General features: G+C 33.5%; 22 protein-coding genes. 8 read left to right on the forward strand and 14 right to left on the reverse strand.

The window, feature by feature from the left end:
* Nucleotides 1-15 precede the first annotated feature (15 nt).
* Nucleotides 16-2,667 (reverse strand): PAS domain S-box protein, encoded by a 2,652-nt coding sequence (locus J7K39_12035; GenBank protein ID MCD6180623.1) that lies wholly within the window; start codon nucleotides 2,665-2,667, stop codon nucleotides 16-18.
* A 179-nt stretch (nucleotides 2,668-2,846) separates the two neighbouring features.
* Nucleotides 2,847-4,592 carry a phospho-sugar mutase gene (locus J7K39_12040; GenBank protein MCD6180624.1) on the reverse strand — a complete coding sequence of 582 codons (1,746 nt, stop codon included), beginning with the start codon at nucleotides 4,590-4,592 and terminating at the stop codon, nucleotides 2,847-2,849.
* Between the two features lie 192 nt (nucleotides 4,593-4,784).
* Between J7K39_12040 and add the strand changes: the two genes are divergently transcribed.
* Entirely contained in the window at nucleotides 4,785-5,819 is a 1,035-nt protein-coding gene (add, locus tag J7K39_12045) for an adenosine deaminase (GenBank protein ID MCD6180625.1), read from the forward strand.
* A 127-nt stretch (nucleotides 5,820-5,946) separates the two neighbouring features.
* The gene (gene kdsA, locus J7K39_12050) at nucleotides 5,947-6,759 is read left to right on the forward strand and encodes a 3-deoxy-8-phosphooctulonate synthase (protein ID MCD6180626.1); all 813 of its coding nucleotides are present in this window, start codon (nucleotides 5,947-5,949) and stop codon (nucleotides 6,757-6,759) included.
* Between the two features lie 18 nt (nucleotides 6,760-6,777).
* Here the strand turns inward: kdsA and J7K39_12055 are convergent, their stop codons facing one another.
* Complete coding sequence (locus J7K39_12055; GenBank protein ID MCD6180627.1) at nucleotides 6,778-6,969, reverse strand: hypothetical protein; 192 nt, start codon at nucleotides 6,967-6,969, stop codon at nucleotides 6,778-6,780.
* An 86-nt stretch (nucleotides 6,970-7,055) separates the two neighbouring features.
* Between J7K39_12055 and J7K39_12060 the strand changes: the two genes are divergently transcribed.
* The 3 genes from J7K39_12060 to J7K39_12070 are packed head-to-tail and all read left to right on the forward strand — an operon-like array spanning nucleotide 7,056 to nucleotide 10,741.
* A complete protein-coding gene (locus J7K39_12060; protein MCD6180628.1) occupies nucleotides 7,056-9,968 on the forward strand; it encodes an FAD-binding protein in 2,913 nt (970 codons plus the stop codon).
* A 3-nt stretch (nucleotides 9,969-9,971) separates the two neighbouring features.
* The gene (locus J7K39_12065; GenBank protein MCD6180629.1) at nucleotides 9,972-10,424 is read left to right on the forward strand and encodes a GNAT family N-acetyltransferase; all 453 of its coding nucleotides are present in this window, start codon (nucleotides 9,972-9,974) and stop codon (nucleotides 10,422-10,424) included.
* 35 nt (nucleotides 10,425-10,459) lie between these two features.
* Nucleotides 10,460-10,741, forward strand: a complete 282-nt coding sequence (locus J7K39_12070) for a hypothetical protein (protein MCD6180630.1) — start codon at nucleotides 10,460-10,462, stop codon at nucleotides 10,739-10,741.
* Nucleotides 10,742-10,794: 53 nt separating this feature from the next.
* Here J7K39_12070 and J7K39_12075 read toward each other — a convergent pair whose 3' ends face one another.
* On the reverse strand, nucleotides 10,795-11,412 hold the full coding sequence (locus J7K39_12075; protein ID MCD6180631.1) for a hypothetical protein: 618 nt from the start codon (nucleotides 11,410-11,412) through the stop codon (nucleotides 10,795-10,797).
* 70 nt (nucleotides 11,413-11,482) lie between these two features.
* Nucleotides 11,483-12,277 (reverse strand): toxin-antitoxin system YwqK family antitoxin, encoded by a 795-nt coding sequence (locus J7K39_12080; protein MCD6180632.1) that lies wholly within the window; start codon nucleotides 12,275-12,277, stop codon nucleotides 11,483-11,485.
* A gap of 45 nt (nucleotides 12,278-12,322) precedes the next feature.
* Here J7K39_12080 and recR point away from each other — a divergent pair, with 45 nt between their 5' ends.
* The 3 genes from recR (at nucleotide 12,323) to pckA (ending at nucleotide 16,086) form a co-directional block, all read left to right on the forward strand.
* Nucleotides 12,323-12,940, forward strand: coding sequence for a recombination protein RecR (recR, locus tag J7K39_12085; protein ID MCD6180633.1), 618 nt, complete (start codon nucleotides 12,323-12,325; stop codon nucleotides 12,938-12,940).
* A gap of 241 nt (nucleotides 12,941-13,181) precedes the next feature.
* Nucleotides 13,182-14,399: a pyridoxal phosphate-dependent aminotransferase gene (locus J7K39_12090; GenBank protein MCD6180634.1), complete on the forward strand. Its 1,218-nt coding sequence runs from the start codon at nucleotides 13,182-13,184 to the stop codon at nucleotides 14,397-14,399.
* A gap of 25 nt (nucleotides 14,400-14,424) precedes the next feature.
* Nucleotides 14,425-16,086 (forward strand): phosphoenolpyruvate carboxykinase (ATP), encoded by a 1,662-nt coding sequence (gene pckA / locus J7K39_12095; protein MCD6180635.1) that lies wholly within the window; start codon nucleotides 14,425-14,427, stop codon nucleotides 16,084-16,086.
* A 218-nt stretch (nucleotides 16,087-16,304) separates the two neighbouring features.
* Here the strand turns inward: pckA and J7K39_12100 are convergent, their stop codons facing one another.
* The 9 genes from J7K39_12100 to J7K39_12140 form a co-directional block, all read right to left on the reverse strand.
* Nucleotides 16,305-17,450 (reverse strand): DUF4831 family protein, encoded by a 1,146-nt coding sequence (locus tag J7K39_12100; protein MCD6180636.1) that lies wholly within the window; start codon nucleotides 17,448-17,450, stop codon nucleotides 16,305-16,307.
* 11 nt (nucleotides 17,451-17,461) lie between these two features.
* Complete coding sequence (locus tag J7K39_12105; GenBank protein MCD6180637.1) at nucleotides 17,462-17,668, reverse strand: zinc ribbon domain-containing protein; 207 nt, start codon at nucleotides 17,666-17,668, stop codon at nucleotides 17,462-17,464.
* Nucleotides 17,669-17,724: 56 nt separating this feature from the next.
* Nucleotides 17,725-19,914, reverse strand: coding sequence for a glutamine synthetase III (locus tag J7K39_12110; protein ID MCD6180638.1), 2,190 nt, complete (start codon nucleotides 19,912-19,914; stop codon nucleotides 17,725-17,727).
* 158 nt (nucleotides 19,915-20,072) lie between these two features.
* Nucleotides 20,073-20,726, reverse strand: a complete 654-nt coding sequence (locus tag J7K39_12115) for an HAD family hydrolase (GenBank protein ID MCD6180639.1) — start codon at nucleotides 20,724-20,726, stop codon at nucleotides 20,073-20,075.
* The gene (locus tag J7K39_12120) at nucleotides 20,714-21,538 is read right to left on the reverse strand and encodes an aminotransferase class IV (protein ID MCD6180640.1); all 825 of its coding nucleotides are present in this window, start codon (nucleotides 21,536-21,538) and stop codon (nucleotides 20,714-20,716) included. The genes J7K39_12115 and J7K39_12120 overlap by 13 nt, the downstream gene beginning before the upstream one ends.
* A 33-nt stretch (nucleotides 21,539-21,571) precedes the next feature.
* Nucleotides 21,572-22,033, reverse strand: a complete 462-nt coding sequence (locus tag J7K39_12125) for a hypothetical protein (protein ID MCD6180641.1) — start codon at nucleotides 22,031-22,033, stop codon at nucleotides 21,572-21,574.
* Nucleotides 22,034-22,045: 12 nt separating this feature from the next.
* The gene (locus tag J7K39_12130; GenBank protein MCD6180642.1) at nucleotides 22,046-22,501 is read right to left on the reverse strand and encodes a hypothetical protein; all 456 of its coding nucleotides are present in this window, start codon (nucleotides 22,499-22,501) and stop codon (nucleotides 22,046-22,048) included.
* Nucleotides 22,502-22,534: 33 nt separating this feature from the next.
* A complete protein-coding gene (locus J7K39_12135; protein ID MCD6180643.1) occupies nucleotides 22,535-23,083 on the reverse strand; it encodes an RNA polymerase sigma factor in 549 nt (182 codons plus the stop codon).
* A 63-nt stretch (nucleotides 23,084-23,146) separates the two neighbouring features.
* Nucleotides 23,147-23,664 (reverse strand): hypothetical protein (locus J7K39_12140; protein MCD6180644.1); only part of this gene is annotated, 518 nt, incomplete at its 5' end.

The raw sequence follows: 23,664 nt of genomic DNA on the forward strand, positions 1-23,664 counted from the left end.
ATAATTTTGCATTAGCTAGCTAAGGTACTTTTTCATTAATTCAATCAAATCTAACTTTTTGATGGGTTTCGAAATATACTCATCGCAACCCATAGAAAGAGCCATCTCCCTATCGCCTGAGATAGCAAAAGCGGTTTGGGCAATAATTGGTAAATCGGGATAAACTTCTTTTATACTCTTTGTAGCCTCAAATCCGTTTAATTCGGGCATCTTAATGTCCATTAAAATAATATCAGGACGCTCTATATTTAGAACCTCACTAACGGCATCATTTCCATTTGTAACTTGCTTAACTCTAATTTTAGTAGGCTTTAAAATATACATTAATAGCTCATAATTAGAATACTCATCCTCTGCAATAAGAACATATTTGTCGCTCCAGTCGATAGTTTGCATTATTATATTATTTTTAACTGTCTTTTCATATCCATTTTTATATTTTCCAATCTTAAAAAAGAAAACAGAACCTTTTCCCTCAACAGATTCAACCCAAAGCTTTCCTCCCAATAAATCAGTCAAATTATTTGATAAAGACAATCCCAAACCGGCACCACCAAACTTACGTGTAAGCGTTTCCTCCCCTTGCCTGAATATATCAAAAATAATTTCTTGCTTATCCTTATTTATGCCAATTCCACTATCTTCAACATAAACTATAACATCGCTTTCTTCTTCAATAATACCAAGTTTAACATATCCATTGGGCGTAAATTTTATTGCATTTTTTAATAAATTACTAATAATTTGAGTTATACGAGAGGCATCGCTATCGAGTATAATTTGTTTATTGGGCAATTCATTCTTAAACTCTAATTTATCTATTTTATTAAACTTCTTTATTTCTACAGGCATTATTTCTGCAAGCTCTTGAAGAACTTGTACCAAATCAAATTTTGCCTTATAAATTTTTACTTGATTAGACTCAATTAAAGATAAATCAAAGATATCCTCAATCAGATTAAGTAAATTTTGTCCGTTATTATTTATTAATCTAACGAATTCGTTTATTTCTGCATCTAAACCGGGAGTTCCCATTATTAAGTCGGAGAAACCAATTACGGCATTTAATGGAGTACGCAGTTCGTGTGACATTGTAGCTAAAAAAGTAGATTTCAAGCGATCCGACTCTTCTGCTTTTAATTTAGCTTGAATAATATCTCTGACATAATTCTTCCGCTCAGTAATATCGTAGATAATTCCAAATAACAAAGATTTGGCTCTCAATTCATCATAATGAATATGTCCAGAAAATTTTACCCACTTCACATTATTTTTAATGTCATACACCCGAATATCAAAATCGTATTCAGCACTATTTTGAATTGCTTCCATCATTTTTCGTAAAAACAAAAAACGATCTTCAGGATGAATGTATTCTAAAACATCTTTAAATCCTTTATTGTCAAACAATTTAGAATCACCAAAGATTTCCTCCAAATTATCTACCCAATTTAAAGTAAGTCTCTCTAAATCCCACTCCCAACTGACAATTCCACCAGCTCTTTGTGCTAAAGCATAACGTCTTTCAATTTGTTTTAGATTTTCAATTGCTTTTTTTCTAATTGTAACATCACGACCAATAACTATTATTCGTTTTCGAGAACCATCAGGATTAAAACTAGGGATTTTCAGGGTATCTAAAATGATTTCTCCACCATCGGGTAAGGGAATAACCTCATCCCTTCGGATTAAATTTTTAGCATCCCAAGCTTCAAAATCAGAATTCATACAAGAAATTAATGCATCCTTATAAAAGCTAGAATAATCAGACAATTCAAGGGTTGTTTTACCGTAATAATTTACCCCTTCAAGTTCAAATAACTTTATGTTTGAACTGTTTGCCATCAGCCATCTTCCTTCACCATCTTTAACACAAACTATGTCTGGCGTACCCTCTATCAGCTGAAATAGCAAGTCCGACTTTTCCTCCATTACAGTCTCAAAAGCTTTTCCTTCGGTAACATCTTCAGCCAAAGCTAAAAACCATTTTACATTACCAGCATTATCTCGTAAAGGAATTATCTGCGTCCGTTGCCAATAAAGTTGACCCGATTTTTTCTTGTTATGAAAACTATTATTCCATATCTGACCTTTTAAAATAGTTTCCCACATTTGCTTATAAAAGTCGTTAGTTTGTTTACCCGACTTTAAAATACGTGTACTATTACCAATAGCTTCATCAAAAGTGTAACCAGTAACCGCTGTAAATTTCTTATTAACGTATTCTACTTTTCCTGTTATATCTGTGATAACAACTATATTCACAGCATCTTCAAAAGTACTCACATCAAAATTCATTTCATCTGAAATCCCTACTGAACCTGACAATGCAATAGGTTGACCCTGCTCATTATTCCCTTGCTTCTTGAAAAGAAAAGCAATCTCTGCAGATGATATTTTTTGCCTTATAATTAGGAAGTTTACATTCTGATAAGAAAGATCAAGATTATTTTTAACCACTTCCTTACTTAATGATTCAAAGACAAATTGCTCGAATTCATGACCAAACTGGTCAAATATATTCGTTTCATTGATATCAGAGAAAATCTGTTGAAAGGTAGTATTGAAATCTATATGCAGACCATTTATACTCTCAACATCAGCCTTAAGCTTAGTAACAAGACACACAGCCTGTTCAATATTATTGAAAAATAAATTTTGATGCATAGAGTATAGTTATAAGTTCTTTCGCGGCTAAATTAATAAAAAACCTAAGCATTATTAAAATTAAATGAGCCCGGAATTTACATCTAAACATTAAAAGGAGTCTATATTTTGGAATAGTTACCAAATAAAAAAAGCTGCCAGAATTTAATCTGACAGCTAAAATATTTTTTTTTACTTCTTTAGCGTAATTTCATAGAAGAAATAATAGAGTTAATACGCTCTTTTAATGAGGCATAAACACTATCAAAATCTTCTATCTTATCAAGCGGAGCTTTTACACCAAAGTAGTACTTAATCTTAGGTTCTGTACCGCTTGGACGTATCGAAATCTTACTTCCGTCGGCAGTAAAGAACTGCAATACATTGGATTTTGGCAAATCAATAATTTGTTCTTTGCCCGTCTTCAAATCATAAAAAAGCTGTTTCTGATAATCTTTTATAGCAACAACTTCTGAGTTATTAATATATTTTGGCGGATTGTTACGATAATCGACCATTATTGCTTGAATCTCTTCCGCACCCGCTTTTCCTTTTTTAACGATATAAGTTAATGTTTCGTAATAAAAATCGTACTCTAAATAAATTTGCTTCAATAGATCGTATAATTTAAGACCCTTATCTGCTGCCCAAGCAGCTGTTTCGGCAATCATAGAACAAGCACTTACGGCATCTTTATCTCTAACAAAATCGCCAACAAGGAAACCATAACTTTCTTCGCCACCGCCAATAAAAGTTTTCTTTCCTTCTAATTGCTTAATAATATCGGCAATAAATTTAAAGCCCGTTAAAACATCATAAGAATCAATCTTGTACCTATTGGCCATATCAATAAGTAACTCACTGGTTACAATTGTTTTAACCATAAATTGGTTTCCATCTAACAATCCATTTTCTTTCCACTTACTAAATAAATAATAAGTTAGTAAAGCAGCTGTTTGATTACCATTTAATAATGTAAATTCGTTGGCATCATCACGAACAGCAATTCCTACTCTATCAGCATCAGGATCGGTAGCCATAACCAAATCGGCACCAATTTCATTTGCTTTTTCAATTGCCATTTTTAAGGCTGCAGGCTCTTCCGGATTTGGCGATATTACCGTATCAAAATTTCCACTTACAACATCTTGAGCAGGAACATTATATATTTGAGTAAATCCAAACTCTTTTAACGACATAGGGACAAGCTTAACACCGGTTCCATGAATGGGAGTATAAACTATTTTTAAATCATGATGTTTTTTATTAATCTCCGGCGATAAGCTAAGTTTCTTAACTGCAGCTATATATTTTGCATCTATATCGTCACCAATACTACTTTGAAGACTCTTATCGCCATTAAAATTAACATCATTGATATCTGTAATCTTTTGAGCTTCGGCAACAACATTTATATCATGCGGATTAATAAGCTGAGCTCCATCATCCCAATAAACTTTATAACCATTGTATTCTTTTGGATTATGAGAAGCTGTAATCATAATTCCAATCTGTGCTTTCAATTCCCTGATGGCAAAAGATAATTCCGGAGTTGGCTTTAGCTCATCAAATATGTAAACCTTTATTCCATTTGCCGATAAAACGTCTGCAGTAATTTGAGCAAAATAAGTATTATTATTTCGACAATCATAGGCAATTACGGCAGAAATCTGTTCTTGCTCGGGAAACATCTTGAGAGTGTAATTAGCAAGACCTTGAGTGGCCATTCCTACCGTATATTTATTCATACGGTTAGTTCCCACGCCCATAATACCACGTAAACCACCGGTTCCAAATTCCAAATCTCTATAAAATGATTCTATTAGTTCGTGAGGATTGTCAGTCATCATTTGCCTTATGGCCTTTTTGGTTTCGGCATCGTAATTACCATTTAGCCACACATTGGCTCTTTCCAATATTTCCTGATCAACTTTTATATTTTCCATATTTAATCTTTTTTTAAGAATTGCCGCCAATCTAAAATTTTGATAGCAAAATGTTCTTTCAGTTAGTTATACCAAAATTGCAAATTTTTTTCCAAATAAACAGAATATAATTTAAGATTCCATTAAAATACATTATAGACAGCCGAAAATTAAATACCTTTGCGTCCCATTTTCTATTAGTTTTTTTTAATTATGCATCACTTTTTAACTCAAGTTCCTAAAGCAGAATTACATAACCATTTAGATGGTTCATTACGCATTGATACTATCCTAAAACTGGCAAAAAAGAATAAGGTTAAGTTACCCACTTTTAACCGAGATGAGCTTTCTTCTTTACTTATTAACGATGAAAACTGTAAAAGTTTAAAAGAATATTTTATTCCTTTTGATATTAGTTTATCGGTTTTACAAACCGAAGAAGCACTAGAGCAATCTGTATTTGAACTCTTAGAAGATGTAAAAAAAGAGAATGTAAAATATCTCGAGATTCGATTTTCCCCAATATTACATACTCAAGAGGGTTTAAGTCTTGATGCTGTTGTTGAGGCTGTTCTTAGAGGGAAAAAACAAGCAGAAAATATACTTGGAATAAAAAGCGGAATAATTATTTGCGGATTACGTCATATTCCGGCAGCCCAAAATTTTGAGCTAGCACAACTATCAGTAAAATACAAAAATAAAGGCGTTGTTGCCTTCGATTTGGCAGGAGAAGAGTTGGGTCGTCCGGCTTTAGACCATATAAAAGCATTTGATTATGCATTTCGACATAATTTAGCACGAACAGTTCATGCCGGAGAAGTAGATGGAGCGCACTCTATTTACGATGCTGTCCACGGCTTAAAAGCAAACCGAATTGGTCACGGAACTCATCTTTATCAGGATAATGATTTATTACAATATATTCGCGATAAGCAAATTCCTTTAGAAGTTTGTTTATCCTCTAATTTGCAAACAAAAGCAGTAAGCTCATTAGAGAACCACCCAATACAGGATTACTTTAAAAAAGACATTATTGTAACTTTAAATACAGACAGTTACCTGATTTCAGGCACAACACTTACAAAAGAGTTTGAACTGGCAATAAAATTTTATCAATTTAGCAAAAAAGAAGTTGAGAAATTAACTTTAAATGCTTTTCAGTCTGTTTTTCTTCCTAAGGATGAAAAACAGGATTTAATTCAAAATGCTAAAGACGAAATTAGAGTCCTATTTGGTAATCACAAATAATTTGAAGAGCTTTGTTCAAAAGCTAATAAAATGAAAAAAAGATTAGTAATACCGAGACTCTCGAAAAAAGAGAAATATCAAGAATTAGAATCCAATTTAAAACTAATTTTACCTTTACTATAAACCTATGTCAACTTTGCAAATACCTAATTTCAAACAAGTTCCTAATAGTTTTTTCTTATTGGCAGGACCTTGTGTTGTCGAAAACGAGCAAATGCCTTTAGAGATTGCTAAAGACATAAAACAAATAACCGATAAATTAGGAATACCTTTTATTTTTAAGGCTTCCTATCGTAAGGCAAACCGATCTCGATTAGATTCTTTTGCCGGTATTGGAGATATAAAAGCATTAAAGTTATTAGGTGAAATTCGTGATTCTCTACATATCCCAATAGTTACCGATATTCACACTGCCAAAGAAGCTGCATTAGCCGCAGAATATGTCGATGTACTACAAATTCCGGCCTTTTTGTGTCGCCAAACCGACCTTTTAGTTGCTGCTGCTAAAACAGGAAAAGTAGTTAATATAAAGAAAGGTCAGTTTTTATCAGCCGATTCTATGCGTTTTGCCGTGGATAAAGTAAGAGAATCAGGAAATCAGAATATTATGCTAACTGAGCGTGGAACAATGCTTGGCTATCAAGACTTGGTTATTGATTTTAGAGGTATTCCTGTAATGCAAAAAAATGATGTCCCCGTAGTTTTAGATATTACACATTCGTTGCAACAACCTAACCAAACAAGTGGAGTTACAGGTGGACAACCGGAAATGATAGAAACAATTGCAAAAGCCGGTTTAGCAGCAGGTGCAGATGGCATTTTCCTTGAGACTCATCCAAACCCTGCCCTAGCATTATCAGACGGAGCCAATATGCTAAAATTAGATTATTTAGAAGATTTATTAGTAAAATTAATAAAAGTGTACAAAGCTGTTCACTAAAAGGATCTATATAAAAATCTAAATCAAAACACCCTGAGCGGCTTTCAGTCCGTATCCTTCTTCAAAAGCAAAACCGCCTTTTTCAGTGCAACTTCTATGATTCCAATTGTTGCTAAAGTATCTGCACGATTTACAGATTCCATCAAAGTATCTAATGTAAGGAATTTCAAACAACTCTTCAGGCATCAAAGTAAAGAATAAATACTTCACAAGTAACAGCTTATCTTTTTTGCAAAAGCATTATCTTTACAGCTAAATTTTTCCTTTTGAATACTAAAAACACTCAAATAAACACCATCGAAAAGCTAAAGTTAGAATTTAGTGGAGACATTTACCTTAATGAGTTGCAGCGTATTGCTTATGCTACTGATGCATCGGCTTATAGAGAAAAACCGCTTGCCGTTACTTTACCAAAAGATATAGATGACTTACGTTTATTAATTAACTTTGCTAATGAAAATAACATTTCACTAATTCCCCGTGGCGCAGGGACTTCGCTTGCAGGACAAGTTGTTGGAAATGGGATTATAGTTGACACTTCAAAATATTTCACCAAAATACTTGAAGTTAATGCCAATGAGCATTGGGTTCGTGTGCAACCCGGAGTTGTTTTAGATGAGCTTAATCAAGCTCTTGCTCCCCACAAATTATTTTTTGCACCCGAAACTTCCACATCCAACCGTTGTGTGATGGGCGGAATGTTAGGAAATAATTCCTGCGGTGCACATTCTCTTATTTATGGTAGCACACGCGAACATACATTAGAAGTCAATACTCTTTTAAGTGATGGTAGCGAAGTCAGGTTTAAAGCATTAAACAAGACCGAATTTGAAGAAAAAAGGAAAGGGAATTCTTTAGAAAATAAACTTTACCAAAATATCTACGAAATCCTTTCTCCTAAAAAAAACCAAGATAATATCCGTAAAGAATTTCCTGATCCAAAAATTAAAAGAAGGAATACAGGTTATGCCTTGGATATTTTGCTCGAAACGGAAATATTTACTCAGGGGAAAGAGAAATTTAATTTTTCCAAGCTTTTAGCCGGATCGGAAGGCACTCTTGCTTTTACTACCGAAATAAAACTAAACCTTGAGCCACTCCCACCTGAAAATAATGCTTTGGTTTGCGTTCATTTAAACAGTATTGAAGAAGCTTTAAAGACCAATTTAATTGCTTTAAAATACAATCCGGTTTCGATAGAGCTGATGGATAAAGCCATCATGGATTTGACAAAAAAGAATAAACTGCAAGCTAAAAATAGATTTTTTGTAAAAGGAGATCCTGCTGCTTTACTGATTGTTGAATTTGCAGAAAAAGAATTCTCAACAATCGAAGAAAAAGCAAAGGCCATGCAAGTAGAAATGGAAGCTGCCGGTTATGGCTTTCATTTTCCTCTAATCACAGGAAAAGATATTAAAAAAGTTTGGAATTTACGCAAGGCCGGACTTGGTGTCCTATCAAATATGCCAGGTGATGAATTACCCGTTCCCGTGATTGAAGACACAGCAGTAAATCCCGAAAAACTTCCTGAATATATTGCCGAGTTTAACGATATATTGAAAAAACATGATAAGTCTTGTGTGTATTATGCTCATATTGCTACAGGCGAATTGCATTTACGTCCCATTCTTAACTTAAAGAAAAAAGAAGATGTTGAGCTTTTTCACACAATTGCATTGGATACTGCAAAGCTGGTAAAAAAATACCGAGGGTCTTTAAGCGGAGAGCATGGCGATGGAAGATTACGCGGGGAGTTTATTCCTCTGATGATAGGCAAAAGCAATTATGCCCTTCTAGAAAAACTTAAAAATACTTGGGATCCAAAGCATATTTTTAATCCCGGCAAGATTACCGAAACACCCAAAATTAATACGCATTTGCGTTATGATGCTGATATTGAAACAAAAGAAATAAAAACTATTTTCAGGTTTGATCAAGGACCCGGAATTTTACGTGCAGCCGAAAGGTGTACGGGTTCAGGCGATTGTCGGAAATCACATTTAATTGGCGGCACTATGTGTCCGAGTTATCAAGCAACTAAAGACGAAAAAAATTCCACACGTGCCCGAGCCAATATGCTTCGCGAAGTTTTAACACAATCAAAAAAAGATAATCCTTTTGACCAAGAAGAGCTTTATGAAGTAATGGATTTATGCCTTTCGTGTAAAGCTTGTAAATCCGAATGTCCTTCAAATGTAGATGTTACCAAGCTCAAAGCAGAGTTTTTGCAACATTATTACGATGAACATGGAATTCCTATGAGATCGTGGCTAATTGCCAATATCAGTAAGCTCAACAGCTTAGCAATGCCTTTTAGACCTTTGGCAAACGCCATTTATAAAAGTAAAAGCCTTTCAAGTTTATTACTAAAACTTATTGGATTTTCAACAAAAAGAGAAATGCCTTTATTGTACAAAACGACTTTAGATCGCTGGTTTTTAAAGCATAATCCTCAAGGCAGTAATGCATATCCTAATGGAAAAGTATATTTATTTAACGATGAATTTACTCGATTTAATGATACAGAAGTGGGAATAAAAGCCATACTCCTTCTCAACAAATTGGGCTATGAAGTAAGTATTCCAAAACATCGCGAAAGTGGAAGAACATTTTTATCAAAAGGACTTTTACGAAAAGCCAAGCAAATTGCAAACGCTAATGTTAAATTATTAAACAATATTGTTTCAGAAAAACATCCATTACTTGGTATTGAACCTTCAACTATTTTAAGTTTTAGAGATGAATACCCTGAATTAGTAGATGAGTCATTAATTTCAAAAGCCAAAACATTGGCTAAAAATGCTTTGATGATAGATGAATTTCTATCCAAAGAAATTGATAAAAGAAAAATACGAAAAGAGCAATTTACATCAGATTATCAAACTATTAAGCTACACGGACATTGTCAGCAAAAAGCTGTAGCTTCCACAGAGAGCACACTAAAAGTATTGAATTTCCCTGAAAATTATTCTGCAACAGAAATTCCGTCAGGATGTTGTGGAATGGCAGGTTCTTTTGGTTATGAAAAGGAGCATTATGATTTATCAATGAAGATTGGCGAAATGGTGTTATTCCCTGCTATACGCGAAGCTGATGAAGAAACCATTATTGCTGCTCCCGGAACCTCTTGTCGCTGCCAAATAAAAGATGGCACAAAAGTTGAGGCACAGCATCCCATAGTAATACTTTATAATGCACTCAAGAAATAAACTATGAATATTCAAATTAGAAAAGCTAAAGAGACTGACCTGCCGACTATTGTTGAATTTCAATTGGCTATGGCTTTAGAAACAGAAAATCTTCGTCTAGATAAAACTACAGTTGAAAAAGGAGTTTTTGCTGCTTTCAAGGATTCAGCTAAAGGTCAGTATTTTGTTGCCGAAATTGATGGTGAAATAGCAGCATCATTAATGATAACACCCGAATGGAGCGATTGGAGAAATGGTTTAGTATATTGGATACAGTCCGTTTTTGTTAAAGAAAATTTTCGCAGATTAGGGATTTACAGAAAAATGTATGAGCATATTCAAAATTTAGTAAATACTGATGAAAATGTAAGAGGTATCCGTTTGTATGTTGATAAAACAAATATTCGCGCTCAAAAAACATACAAAAATACAGGCATGAATGGAGAGCATTATCAATTATTTGAATGGATGAAATAAAACTGTATTTATCAAAAAATTAATATCATTAAATTATGAAAAATAAATTAATCCTTATTCTAATATCTTTATTCTTAAGCTTTGGGTTTCAATCTTTTGCAATAAGCCAAAAGACAGAGACAAAAACAGAAAAAGCAATTAAAAAGGCGAAGAAAAAAGCTAAAAAAATTAAAAAAGATGTTGCTAAAAGCAAGGAATTAAAAGCTGCTAAGAAAAACCTGAAGAAGGGAAGCAAGAAAGTAAAGAAAGCAGCAAAAAAAGTTATTGAAGCCACAGAAGAAGGCTTAGAAAAAACCAAAAAGAAACTAAATAAATAATTATTAATCTAAATTATCAAAAGCCTTTAGTATGCTTACTAAAGGCTTTTATTTTATTCGGTATAAAGCAATTCCCAATCTTTAAATGCTTTTTCCGATTGCCTCATAACATTATAATAAGCTCTTGCCCAGTAGTTTCTGAATCCGGCTCCCCCGGCTTTACCCGTAAACAACTCGGTTAAAAGGATTTTATGGCTTTTAATATCAAAGAAAGTAACCCAAATACGCATTTCCTTATCGTAGGCATTTAGCGATTCAACAATATACACTAAGCCTAAACCTTCGTGCTCAGAATCGCGATATTTTGTTATAATTCTATCGAGCAGAGCCTTACTGATATTATGATCTTCGTCAATAACCATACGCGAAACTGTAGGTAATTTATTACGCTCATTAGCTATAGAAAAATAATAACTAGCAATTCTTTTCTTATAGAACTTCTGAACATTGTATTTCTTACGCTCTATCTTCATTAAGTCATTCCACTCGCGATACCACTTACTTTTAACAGTCTGTGGATCTACAAAAGTACTACTTCCAATTAGTTTAGCATTGGAAAAATCGAGTCCGTAAAAAGTCATTGTTTTTTTGGTAAACACATCAGAAACTTTCTGTGCAAAGCTTGGAACTATAAACAGCACCAAAAGAATTAATAAAGTGGTCTTTTTCATAATAATTAAGATTCATGAATATACTAACAAATCTATAAAAATTATTCTGAAAACCAAAAACCACTATCAGTTAGCGTTTTATGGCAGAAGGGTCAAAAACACTAGGGTCTACATTCAAAGGAACCATTTCTTCCTCTTGTTTTAATTTTAGCTCATTTCCATCCTTATCGGTACGTTTTTGCAAAAGTCCGTCAGCATAATAATCCAGAAACTCTATATCTCCTGTTTCCGTATAAGTTGTCCAAATACTATCGCGAATATCTTGTAGGTAATTGCCTTCTAACAAAAGACTTCCTTCCGGATAAAACAGCTTAAATGCGCCTGTTCGTTTACCATGCTCATAAGTAATAAGTCTAAATTCTTTTCCATCATCAAAATATTCAAGCGATTCTCCGGAAATAGTATCATTTTCATAATATTCAACCAAATTAACCTGCCCATTATTGCTAAACACTATAAATTTGCCATGCTTTAATCCGTTTTTGTAATTTTCCATCATAATCAGATTTCCGGCATCATTATAATAATTCCAAGTGCTATCTTTTTTCTTATCGAAATAGTTTCCTTCGGCTTGAACCTTCTCTTCATAAGAATCGAAAAATATCTTCGTTCTATTAATACGCCCATTATCAGCAAACTTAGTCTGTATTTTTATATGTCCATTCGGATAAAAGTATTTGAACTCTCCTATTGGAACACCATCCAAAAACTGACCTTCATAAAACTTTATACTGTTTTTATATTTCACCCATTTCCCTTGCTTCTTTCCATTTTCATCAACTATGTTCTGTGCTGATACAGAAAAAATCATCAATATATTTAATAAGATTATAAATGAAATATTTTCAAGTCTCCTGCTACTCATATTTTTAGCTATTTTTGCTCAAAAATACAAAATATATAAGAATCTATGATAAATCATTATTCTTCTAAATTGGTTGAAGAAGCCGTTAATGAACTCTCTAAACTTCCCGGAATTGGTAAGCGCACAGCTATGCGACTTGCTCTCTATCTGCTAAAACAAGACGTTTCATTTAGCGAACGTTTAGGAAATAGCATTATAGATATGCGAAATAACATTCAATTCTGTAAACGATGCCATAATATATCGGATCAAGAAATATGCGAAATATGCAGCAACCCTCGTAGAGATGAAAAAACTTTATGTATAGTAGAAGACATTCGCGATGTTATGGCCATAGAAAATACAGGACAATTTCAGGGATTATATCATGTATTAGGCGGTTTAATTTCTCCTATGGATGGTATTAGTCCATCAGACTTAACTATCGAAAAATTAACAGACCGTATTAAAAACGAGAATATAGAAGAAATAATATTAACTCTTTCGGCAACTGTTGAAGGAGATACAACCAGTTTCTATATTTATAAACAATTAAGCGGATTCACCTTAAAAATAAGTACTATTGCACGTGGCGTTGCCATTGGTGACGAAATAGAATTTGCTGACGAAATTACATTAGGACGCTCAATAATAGGACGATTACCATACGAAAACAGTCTTTAAAGCAAAAAAAATATAAACGCCTAATTCTTAGGTTATAGGTTAATAATCTATCCGAATAAAATATTAAAAATATTTTGTGCTTTGATAATTAAATTAGTTTAATTTGATGTTATTTATATCACAATTAAATTAACATATAGAGATAATAGTTTACATATTTTTTCTAATTTTAACCTTTTACTTTTTTCAAATTCAAATTGAATAAATTCTAGTTTATATATTTATTAAAAACTATTGTATTATGAGTATAAGCATTATAGGAAGGTCGATAAATGAATCAGCTACTCTAAAGCTAAACGAAACCTTTGCAATATTAAAGGCAAAAGGAGAGCCAGTAATACATCTTGGCGGAGGCGAGCCCAAAAGCAGATCGCCATTGGATGCAATTACGGCATTAACGGCACACATTAATAGTGGAGAAGTTAGATATGCTCCTGCTGATGGTAGTATAGATATGAAAAAAGCTGTTATTCGTCACACTATTGAAAATTACAATCGTCCGGTATCTCCAAAAAACATTATTGTTTCTAGTGGAGCAAAACAATCTTTAATGGTTGCACTTCAGGCTATACTCAACCCTCAAGATGAAGTAATCTTTCCTGCACCCTATTGGGTTTCTTATCCCGAAATGGTGAAGCTGTGCGGAGCTATACCTGTACCGGTAGTTCCCGAAGATGGAACTTTTACTCCAACAATGGACGACATTAAACAAAATGTTACCTCTTATACAAAAGCGATTATAATTAATAGTCCCAATAATCCTTCCGGTGCTGTTTATCCTGAATCTTTTATTGCTGAAATAGTTAGATTCTGTGAGGAAAAAAGTATTTATCTTATTATGGATGATATCTACCAAAAGCTTGTATACAATGGTATTAAGGTTGCAAATCCTTTTGATTTTGTTACTAATTTTTCTGATAATTCTAAACTAATTATCATAAATGGCGTTTCAAAAGCTTATGCTATGACAGGTTTTAGAATAGGTTGGGCAATAGCAAATAAATCACTAATTGCCGTAATGTCTAATATCCAAGGACACCAAACTTCAGGACCTTCTATTTTATTACAAAAAGCAGCAATTGGAGCTTTAACAGGAGTACAATCAAGTACCAATGCATTACAAACCACTTTGGAAAATAACAGAAAAATCTTGATTCAACGTTTAAATGCTTTTAACGGAATTCATTTATTGCCACCCGATGGTACTTTTTACACATTTGCCGATTTTAGTGCTTATGAAAAAGACTCTACCAAACTCTCCAAATTTCTTCTTGATAAAGTGAGAGTTCTCACCATGCCAGGGAAAGAATTTGGAATGGATGGATTTTTAAGAATATCCTTCTGTGGATCAATAAAAGATATAAACGAAGGAATTGATCGTATAAAATGGGCTCTCGACCCCGATTCTCCAAACGAATTATATATTGGCGAAAGAAAATTAGTCAGAGACTGGAGTTAATTATTAATCAGAAAACCCATCAAAAATGAAATATTTGGAATTTGATACCCCGGCTTCAAAACATGCCGGAGAATATAAAGCAGATTACGGCTTAGAAAATCACGGTTTAGTTTACCTCGATAAAGTTTTTTGGAATCTACCAACAGAAGCCTTAGTAGAAGAGGCTGTTTTTCGTGGTGAGGGACATATTGTAAAAGGTGGAGCTTTCCATCTGTATACCGGAAAATGGACTGCCAGAGCAGCAAATGATAAGTACTTTGTAAAAGAAGAAAGTACAGAAGATAAAATAGATTGGGGTGAATATAACCGTCCTATGACTACCGAAAAATTCAATGGCCTTTTTGCCAGATTACAAGCTTATTGGCAGGGTGAAGAAATTTTTGTTCAAGATTTATATGCCGGAGCTCATCCGGAATATCGTTTACCCGTCAGAGTTATCTCCGATAGGGCATGGTGTTCTCATTTTGCTCGAAATATGCTCCTTGCAGAAAAAGATTTAGCTAAACTGCAACAATTCATTCCCGATTTTACAGTTATGGTTGCGCCTAAATTTAAAGTCGATCCTAGAATTGACGGAACATTAAGCGAAACAGCTATTGTTATTAATTTTGAACAAAGAATAGCCATAATTGCAAACAGCGAATATGCCGGTGAGATAAAGAAAACTGTATTTACCATTATGAATTATTTAAAGCCATTACAAGATGTTATGGCAATGCACTGCTCTGCTAATGTTGGAGAAAAAAATGACGTGGCTTTATTTTTCGGACTGAGTGGAACGGGAAAAACTACTTTATCTGCCGATCCTAAGCGTAATCTTATTGGAGACGATGAACATGGGTGGAGTGATGATGCAGTATTTAATTTTGAAGCCGGATGTTATGCAAAAGCAATTCGTCTTAATGCAAAAGCTGAACCTGAAATTCATGCTTGTACCTATAAGTTTGGGACTATACTGGAGAATGTTATTTACGATCCTGCTTCTCGCGAAATAGACCTTGATGACGAAAGAATAACAGAAAATACTCGTCTCTCCTATCCATTGGAATCTATTCCTAATTCCGTTCCGGATAAAATGGTTTATTCTCAACCCAAAAATGTTGTATTCCTAACAGCAGATGCTCAAGGTGTTTTACCTCCTATTGCTCGCTTAGATATGAATCAGGCTATTTATCATTTTATTAGCGGATACACTTCTAAAATTGCAGGAACAGAATTAGGTTTGGGGATAGAGCCCGAGATTACATTTTCAGCTTGCTTTGGAGCTCCTTTTATGGTACATCACCCCTATTTTTACGCTAATCTCCTTCGTCAAAAAGCAGAAAAAGCCGGAGCCAAAATATGGCTCGTAAATACAGGTTGGGTTGGAGGAAAATTTGGTGTTGGAAAACGTATTTCTATCCGACATACCAGAAATATGCTAAATGCAGCTCTCGAAGGTAAATTAGATAATGTAGAATACAGAAAAGATAAACTTTTTGGTTTTGATATACCTCTATCTTGTCCTAATGTACCCGAAGATGTTTTTGAACCATCAAATGCTTGGGGAGACAAAAAAGAATATTGGAAAAAATATGACGCATTAGCGTCAAGGTATATTGAAAATTTCAAACTCTTTGCCGAATATACTCCTTATGAAGTTCAACAAGCCGGACCTCGAAGATTACGTGATGTTGGAGAAGAATAAAAGTTTTCAATAAACGAGTTTACAAAAGGCTGTTCATAAAAAAAGAACAGCCTTTTTTTGATATGTGTATGACTAAGTTTTAATAAGAACAAAAAAGTTCTTAAAGCCTGAAAACTATGTAAATATCCAAAGGAAGATAACGTTTCGACTTTGCTCAAGATAAACCAACTTCCTTAAAGCTAATAATCAGAAAATAAGGAAACTTAATAATTGTCTGTTTATTTAATCTCTATTGCTTTTAACATTCCGGTATTAGGATCGACAGAAAGAAGAGTTTTTGAAGTGTTAACAGATTGTAAAACACCTAATTGCGGAATTAAAAATGTATTCTTAGAATATTCGGTATTATTATACTCAGCCCATACTCTTGCAACTTCAGGAATACGATAAAAAACTCCTAATGATTGGTTTTCAGACAACGGATTTGGCAAAACATCCGTAAGTCCATTAGTTTGAACAATCAGATTAATCCGTTCTCCAGAAGTAGCTGTTAAATCTCTTACTCCTTTTTCTTTTGAAAACTTGAATATAGGATAAGTCTGGTGACTTTTCTCTCCATCAGGAACAAGATAAAAAGAAAATTTCTCTTCACTTATAAATCGTTTTCCTTTAAATAGTGCCAGATAGTCAACTTCCATTTGTCGCAATTCGGAGTTCATCAACTCTATAGTTTGTGCGGGATAATTTACTTCTTGAAAGCCGGAAAGTAATTCTAAACGATTTTTATGAATATCCATATAAGCATTTGCTGCATCCTGTGCACGCTGTAATTTAGTCTTCTCGACAGTAGCCCTATTAAAGACCACATCTTCTATGGTAGTGGTATCTACAGCTATTCTGCGAATAATAGTATCAACACGAATCATCTGATTCAAATCGGCAAAATAATTAAAGTCTTGCGAAAAATAGTCCTCTCTAAGTTCTAACTTAGCTTTTCTATCTTCTTTATTTAAGAAAGTTGTTTCATTAATACCCTTTAACACACCATTTGCTTGTAGTTGCACAATAAATGTACGGTCAGATTTATTAGAACGCTCACCAAAATTTAAAAAATAAACAGCATTAGGATCGGCTTCACTAATTGAATGTATATAAATTCCCTTTATAGAATATTGTGTTTCGGCACGGTTAATAAAATCTGTTAAGCCTAAGACCTTAGATGCCAAAGAAGCGTATGGTCCCGGCACATCTTCTATTTTACTAATAAGTACATCTACCTTAAATACCGTACGAGGCAAGGAATAAAACACTCCGTTTCCTCCTAAATTCTCAGTAGAAGGACTTACTTTAACCGAACTAATTTGAGCTACAGAAGTACCAACACCAAACATTAACACTAAAGTGAATAAATAAATCTTACGCATGGTATTATAATTTAATTTGTAAAGAAATCTAATACATTACCCAATGTACTTGTCGATCCTTTATACAATTCAGTATAATGACATTTAGTACAGCTTACAGTAAAAAACTTTTTATTTTGCACATCAAATATCTTTGCAAGATTTCCACCTGTTGTTCTAATTTCGTCGGTTTCATAGGTTGTATTCCCACATTTAGGGCAAACATATTTCTGCTTCATAAAATTGAATGTTTAAATATTCTACACACAAAGATAAAAATAATTCCTACTAATTACTAACGAATAAATAAGAGCTCACGGTATTTTGGTAATGGCCAAAGCTCATCATCTATCAGTAATTCCAGTTTATCAACATGTTTTCTTATTTGTTCGGCGGTAACTCTAACATTCTCATCATAAGCTATCGCAACAGCCTCTTGATCTTCCAGTTTATTAGCCACTTTTCTTTGGCCTATCATTTTATCTACACCTTTCTTTATTTCAGATATATGCTGAGAAATTTTAGTTATAATATCTAATTCATTTTTAGATACTTTCCCATACATCTGAAGATCAAGAATTTCCTTTAAGCCTTTCACATTTTCAATTAAAGTATTTTGATAACGAATAGCAATAGGAATAATATGATTGGTTGCCATATCACCTAAAACACGAGATTCTATTTGTACTTTTTTAGTGAACTTTTCCAATCGTATTAATCGACGAGCATTTAGCTCACGAGCAGTGAGTACGTTCATTTCCTCAAATACTTCAATAATATTTTTCTTAACTAAAGTTTTTAGTGTTCGTGGTGTAGTTTTAATATTTGACAATCCTCTTTTTTTTGCTTCAGTCACCCATTCTTCACTATAATTATTACCTTCAAACCGGATTCTTTTAGATCCGACAATATATTTTTTAATAACCTGATAAACAGCATCTTCAAAATCAGAGCCTTTACTCATGATACTGTCAATATCTTGCTTAAAAGCTTTTAACTGCTTAGCCAGAATCGTATTCAAAGTAATCATCGGTTTAGCACAATTAGCTGTTGAGCCAACCGCTCTAAATTCAAATTTATTTCCTGTAAATGCAAAAGGAGATGTTCTATTTCTATCGGTATTATCCAATAAAATTTCAGGAATATTTGGGACATTAATATTTAAACCGGCTTTTAACTCTTCGCTTAAACCCGACTTATCACTACTTGCTTCTATCCTATCTAAAAGATTTGTTAATTGACTGCCAATAAATACCGAAATTACTGCCGGAGGAGCTTCATGGCCACCTAATCTGTGATCGTTACTTGCCGAAGAAATACTGGCACGAACCAAATCTTCATACTCATTAACAGCCATTAGCACATTGACTAAGAAAGTAATGAATCTCAGATTTTCTTTAGGATTTTTACCGGGAGCAAATAAATTCTGACCTTTATCTGTAGCCAAAGACCAATTATTATGCTTGCCCGAGCCATTAATATTAGCAAAAGGTTTTTCGTGGAAAAGCACCTCAAAATTATGATTACGTGCTGCTTTTTCCATCAAATACATTATCAATTGATTGTGATCGACAGCAATATTTACTTCTTCATAAACAGGAGCACACTCAAACTGATTAGGAGCAACTTCGTTATGACGAGTTTTAACCGGAATACCAAGCTTATGTGCTTCCGTTTCAAATTCCTTCATAAACTCTTTTACCCTTTCGGGGATAGTTCCAAAATAATGATCAGAAAGCTGCTGATCCTTTGCTGAAGCGTGACCGAAAAGTGTTCTTCCCGTTAATACCAAATCGGGACGTGCGATAAATAATGAACGATCGACCAAAAAATATTCCTGCTCCCATCCTAATGTTGCATATATGCGCTCAATTTCGCCATTAAACATTTTACAAACCGCTTTTGCTGCCTGATCGAGAGCAAAAGACGACTTTAGCAATGGTGTTTTATAATCGAGTGCTTCTCCTGTATACGAAACAAATATGGTAGGAATACAAAGTGTATTTCCTAAAATAAAAGCAGGTGAAGTTGGGTCCCAAGCAGTATAACCCCTAGCTTCAAAAGTATTTCTAATTCCTCCATTTGGGAAACTTGATGCATCCGGCTCTTGCTGAATAAGTTCATTTCCACGGAAGTTTTCAATTGCTTTCCCTCCTCCTTCAGGATTTATAAAAGAGTCATGTTTTTCGGCAGTCGATCCCGTTAAGGGGTGAAACCAATGAGTATAATGCGTAGCTCCTTTACTAATAGACCACGCTTTCATAGAAGCAGCAATCTGAGCAGCTGCATCACGGTCAATTTTTGTGCCTTTTTCTATAGCACTCATTACCTTCTGAAAGGATTCATCAGTAAGATATTCTTTCATTGCTGAAAGATTGAAAGTCATCTCTCCAAAATATTCTGATGGCTTATTCTTAGGCATTTCATAATTTACCTTTTTTCTATTAAAAGTATCGGCTAAAGCTTTAAATCTGAGATTTTCCATTATAAATTTTTCGGGTAAGTACAGGATAAATACGGTAAACAAAGATAGATGATTTACTGAGAATATGACTTCTAACTGATAAGAGTTATTCAAAAATATTAACAGCTTTAAATATGAGGGTTAATCTGCATATACTTTTTTCTTAATCAAAAGTAGAACTACAGTCTTACCGACTTAAAATAACTTCTAAAATCAGTTAGCGAATCAAAAACCAGATCATGCTCTTTTAAAAGACGCTCTTTAGAAAAATGCCCATTTGCAATTAAAGCACAAGAGCTTCCAATAGTTTGGGCAACATGCAAATCATGAATAGTATCTCCAACAAAAAGAGTTTCTTGCGCAGCAAATCCCGACGATTTTAAAAGTCCCGCTGCCAGCTCAACTTTACCATTGGCCAAATGATTATCAATACCTTGTACATTAGAAAAATAAGATCGAATTCCTTTTGCAGTAAGGCTATCTTCTAAAGCATTATGCTCCATAGCAGAAAGAACCAACTGATTTATTCCTAAAGTTTTAAATTCTTTCAAATACTTAGGCACTTCAGGGAAAATAGGAGTATCAGCTAATTCTTTAAAATAACCATCCATAAATTCGTGACCAACTTGTTCAAAAGGCAATATCTCGAAATCAAAACCTAAGTTTGCATAATAGTCTTTTACGGGAAAATCAAAAACTTGCTTATATTTCTCACAAGTGAGTTCAGGTAATGCATATTTATCTAGTAAAACATTCATCACATTTACACACATCCTAACATCGTCTAAAAGCGTTCCGTTCCAATCCCAGATTAGCTGTTTTATTTTCCCCATTTCTTAATTGACTTTCTATATTCTTTCTCAAAATGCTCATTAAAAGCTAATTGTATTTTCCGCAGTAAAGTATTATTAACATTAAATGATAATTCATCTATTTCTGCTATTGGTAATATTTTAATAGAAGTGCCACATAAAAATGCAGCATCAAAAGATAAAAGATTAGCCTTATCTATTTTTGCATGCTCAACCAAAAGACCTAATACTTTTGCAACTTTCATTATTTCTGATCGTGTAATTCCGGGAAGAATTAGTGATTCATCAGGAGAAAACAAGATATTATCACGAATAAAGAACACATTTGAACGACTCCCCTCCGTTATTAAACCTTGTTTATTTACCAAAAGCAATTCAAAAACCTTGGCATCCGCAATTCTTTGTTCTACATCTTTTTTCCAAAGTTCACGATAAATTTTTTCTTTCGGATTCTTACGCTCTAATGACGTTAAAGTAACCCTAACACCTTGCTCAAAATCTTTTTCTGAAGGATAATAAGACTGAATACCATAAATTAAAATATTCTCGCCAAAAATGTCTATACGAATATTTGTATTGGAAAAATTATTTTTCCAAATAAGTTCTAAAATACTCTTTTCTAAACGGACTTTATCGGGTTTAAACCCCGGTTCGACAGTAGCCAAACTATTCAGCAATCTATTGCAATGTTGATCTAAGAAAAGGGGAATACCATTAACAAGTCGAATCACTTCATAAGCCACACCACTCTTTCCTTTATAATCTGTCTTAAATTTTGATTTAGGAATTAAAGTATAGTTGAAACTGACAACTTCAGTAGAATTACTTAGCATTAATAGTTTTTGACAAAAATATCAATAATTAGTTTAATTACTACGACAATTCCCTCCTCTGCCTCTAAATTCTTGTAATAAATGTCGGCGAAAACCATTTTCGGCATTTTGTAAAAGCAAAAGCTGTTTAGCCGAAATAACTTTTAAAAATTTCTGCTGATAATCTAAAACTAACTTCGACATAGAAGCAGTATGTTTATTAAAATAGTTTAAAAATTCCATTGCCTGTTCTTCTGTCATATCAGCAGCATCGCTAGGAAATGTAGCACGATAATCTCGTATTTCCGAAGCAAGTTTAGCTTTTTCCGCTTCCAATTCAAGATAAAGCGGCCAAAAATTTTGTGCTTCCTCAACGCTTAACTGCATTCTATCGGTAATAAATGCTATTTTTTGTGTACGATAACGTTTTTCCATTTCCAAACGTCTCCCCTGTCCTTGAGCAAAACCGCTGAAAGAAATCCAAAAGCTTAAAAATATTATAGTTGCTGTTTTCATAATTTTTATTTTTTAATATTCTGTTGAATATAGTTCTATAATCTCATCTGCGGAAAGATCATCCATTTCAAGTAAAGCATCCATTTCCTCATCAACGGAAAGTATATCTTCATCAGATACCAAAGCTAATTCGCTATATATTAGATCTTCATTATAATTTTGGAAATCGTTTATTGCCATAAGATCATCAACCGTAAAATAAGTGTTTGTGCCGCTTTTAATATTGGCGTTAAAAACAAAAACCCAAAGAGCTAACAACAACACAGCTGCAACAGCTAAAGAACTAATTTGAAGCCAATTACTCCTAAATTGACTAAAAGCAAAAGTTTTAACTTCCTTCTTTTTTTCTATTGGAAGATTATCTGCAAAGCGTTCAAAATAATCAGCAGGAGGCTTGGTAAAACCTGCATTTTTTGTCGGCTTTAGCAAATTATTAATTTTATCGTCTATTCTATCCTCTGTACTCATAACAATTATTTGACTAATTTAAACTTATTTAGTTTAATCTATTTCTAAGTATTTTTCAATTTTTTTTACTGCATGATGATAAGATGCTTTTAATGCGCCAACAGAAGTATTCAACACTTTAGATATTTCATCGTACTTCATCTCATCAAAATATTTCATATTAAATACCACTCTTTGTTTATCGGGCAGACCCAGTAATGCTTGCTGTAATTTTTTTTCAATTTCCGAACCGCTGAAAAAATTATCATCCTCTAAATCTTGTTTTAGCTTATCGCGATAATCTGATTCCGTTCCAAATATATAACGTTTCTTTTTTCGTAAGAAATCGAAAGTTTCATTTGTTGCTATCCTGTATATCCACGTATACAAATTGGAATCGGATCGGAAAGAAGACAAATTTTGCCAAATCTTAACAAAGGTATTCTGAGAAATATCATTAGCATCATCGTGAGAGTATACCATACGCCGAATGTGCCAGTAGATACGCTCTTGATAAGTCTTTACCAAGATTCTAAATCCTTGCTCACTCGTTGACTGATCAGCAACCAGCCGAATTATCTCTTTATCGGTATATTCTCTCAATTAATTAATTTACATTTCTTTTGATAGAAAAATATTAAAAAGGTTTAACGAGCTCTATAAATTTCATCCTAAATTTTGCTCTAATTCCTTTTTTAAAGTAGCTATTGCTTTTTTTACAATCGGCTTTTTGAGATTTTTTTCAGTATTGATAATAAGTTCTCCCAATTTTGCTGAAGGCTCATCAGATTTCAGCTTGCTGGCAGATGTATTTATAACTCTTACCATTTCTTCTTTAGCATTAACAACTTGCTCCCATGAAGTATTACTAATGTATAATTGCTGAGAAAGATTATGTTCAAACTCCTCTCTAATAGCTTGTATCAAGCGTGTTTGAAACTGAAAACTACTCAAACCCGGTTGGTTTTGACGTAAAATCAGATGTGCCGGCGATATACGCTCCAAAAATAGCACCATCCTCTCATAAGCCTGCATACGAACAGGAGTTAGCATTTTTGAATTTTCCTTTTGTAATTGCGCTTTCAGCTCTGACTTAAGCTCCAAAGCTTGCTTATCAAATACTTGTTTTAAAATAAAGTAAGCCGTTAAAAATACAACTATAGAAGGCATAGTATATTTTAATA

It is taken from the genome of Bacteroidales bacterium (assembly GCA_021157585.1).
Classification (GTDB): domain Bacteria; phylum Bacteroidota; class Bacteroidia; order Bacteroidales; family UBA12170; genus UBA12170.

Excerpts from the sequence above, each read along its gene's own strand:
- J7K39_12035 (MCD6180623.1), bottom strand. The coding sequence starts at position 2,667 with ATGCATCAAAATTTATTTTTCAATAATATTGAACAGGCTGTGTGTCTT.
- J7K39_12040 (MCD6180624.1), bottom strand. The coding sequence starts at position 4,592 with ATGGAAAATATAAAAGTTGATCAGGAAATATTGGAAAGAGCCAATGTG.
- add (MCD6180625.1), top strand. The coding sequence starts at position 4,785 with ATGCATCACTTTTTAACTCAAGTTCCTAAAGCAGAATTACATAACCAT.
- kdsA (MCD6180626.1), top strand. The coding sequence starts at position 5,947 with ATGTCAACTTTGCAAATACCTAATTTCAAACAAGTTCCTAATAGTTTT.
- J7K39_12065 (MCD6180629.1), top strand. The coding sequence starts at position 9,972 with ATGAATATTCAAATTAGAAAAGCTAAAGAGACTGACCTGCCGACTATT.
- J7K39_12070 (MCD6180630.1), top strand. The coding sequence starts at position 10,460 with ATGAAAAATAAATTAATCCTTATTCTAATATCTTTATTCTTAAGCTTT.
- J7K39_12075 (MCD6180631.1), bottom strand. The coding sequence starts at position 11,412 with ATGAAAAAGACCACTTTATTAATTCTTTTGGTGCTGTTTATAGTTCCA.
- J7K39_12080 (MCD6180632.1), bottom strand. The coding sequence starts at position 12,277 with ATGAGTAGCAGGAGACTTGAAAATATTTCATTTATAATCTTATTAAAT.
- recR (MCD6180633.1), top strand. The coding sequence starts at position 12,323 with ATGATAAATCATTATTCTTCTAAATTGGTTGAAGAAGCCGTTAATGAA.
- J7K39_12090 (MCD6180634.1), top strand. The coding sequence starts at position 13,182 with ATGAGTATAAGCATTATAGGAAGGTCGATAAATGAATCAGCTACTCTA.
- pckA (MCD6180635.1), top strand. The coding sequence starts at position 14,425 with ATGAAATATTTGGAATTTGATACCCCGGCTTCAAAACATGCCGGAGAA.
- J7K39_12100 (MCD6180636.1), bottom strand. The coding sequence starts at position 17,450 with ATGCGTAAGATTTATTTATTCACTTTAGTGTTAATGTTTGGTGTTGGT.
- J7K39_12105 (MCD6180637.1), bottom strand. The coding sequence starts at position 17,668 with ATGAAGCAGAAATATGTTTGCCCTAAATGTGGGAATACAACCTATGAA.
- J7K39_12110 (MCD6180638.1), bottom strand. The coding sequence starts at position 19,914 with ATGGAAAATCTCAGATTTAAAGCTTTAGCCGATACTTTTAATAGAAAA.
- J7K39_12115 (MCD6180639.1), bottom strand. The coding sequence starts at position 20,726 with ATGGGGAAAATAAAACAGCTAATCTGGGATTGGAACGGAACGCTTTTA.
- J7K39_12120 (MCD6180640.1), bottom strand. The coding sequence starts at position 21,538 with ATGCTAAGTAATTCTACTGAAGTTGTCAGTTTCAACTATACTTTAATT.
- J7K39_12125 (MCD6180641.1), bottom strand. The coding sequence starts at position 22,033 with ATGAAAACAGCAACTATAATATTTTTAAGCTTTTGGATTTCTTTCAGC.
- J7K39_12130 (MCD6180642.1), bottom strand. The coding sequence starts at position 22,501 with ATGAGTACAGAGGATAGAATAGACGATAAAATTAATAATTTGCTAAAG.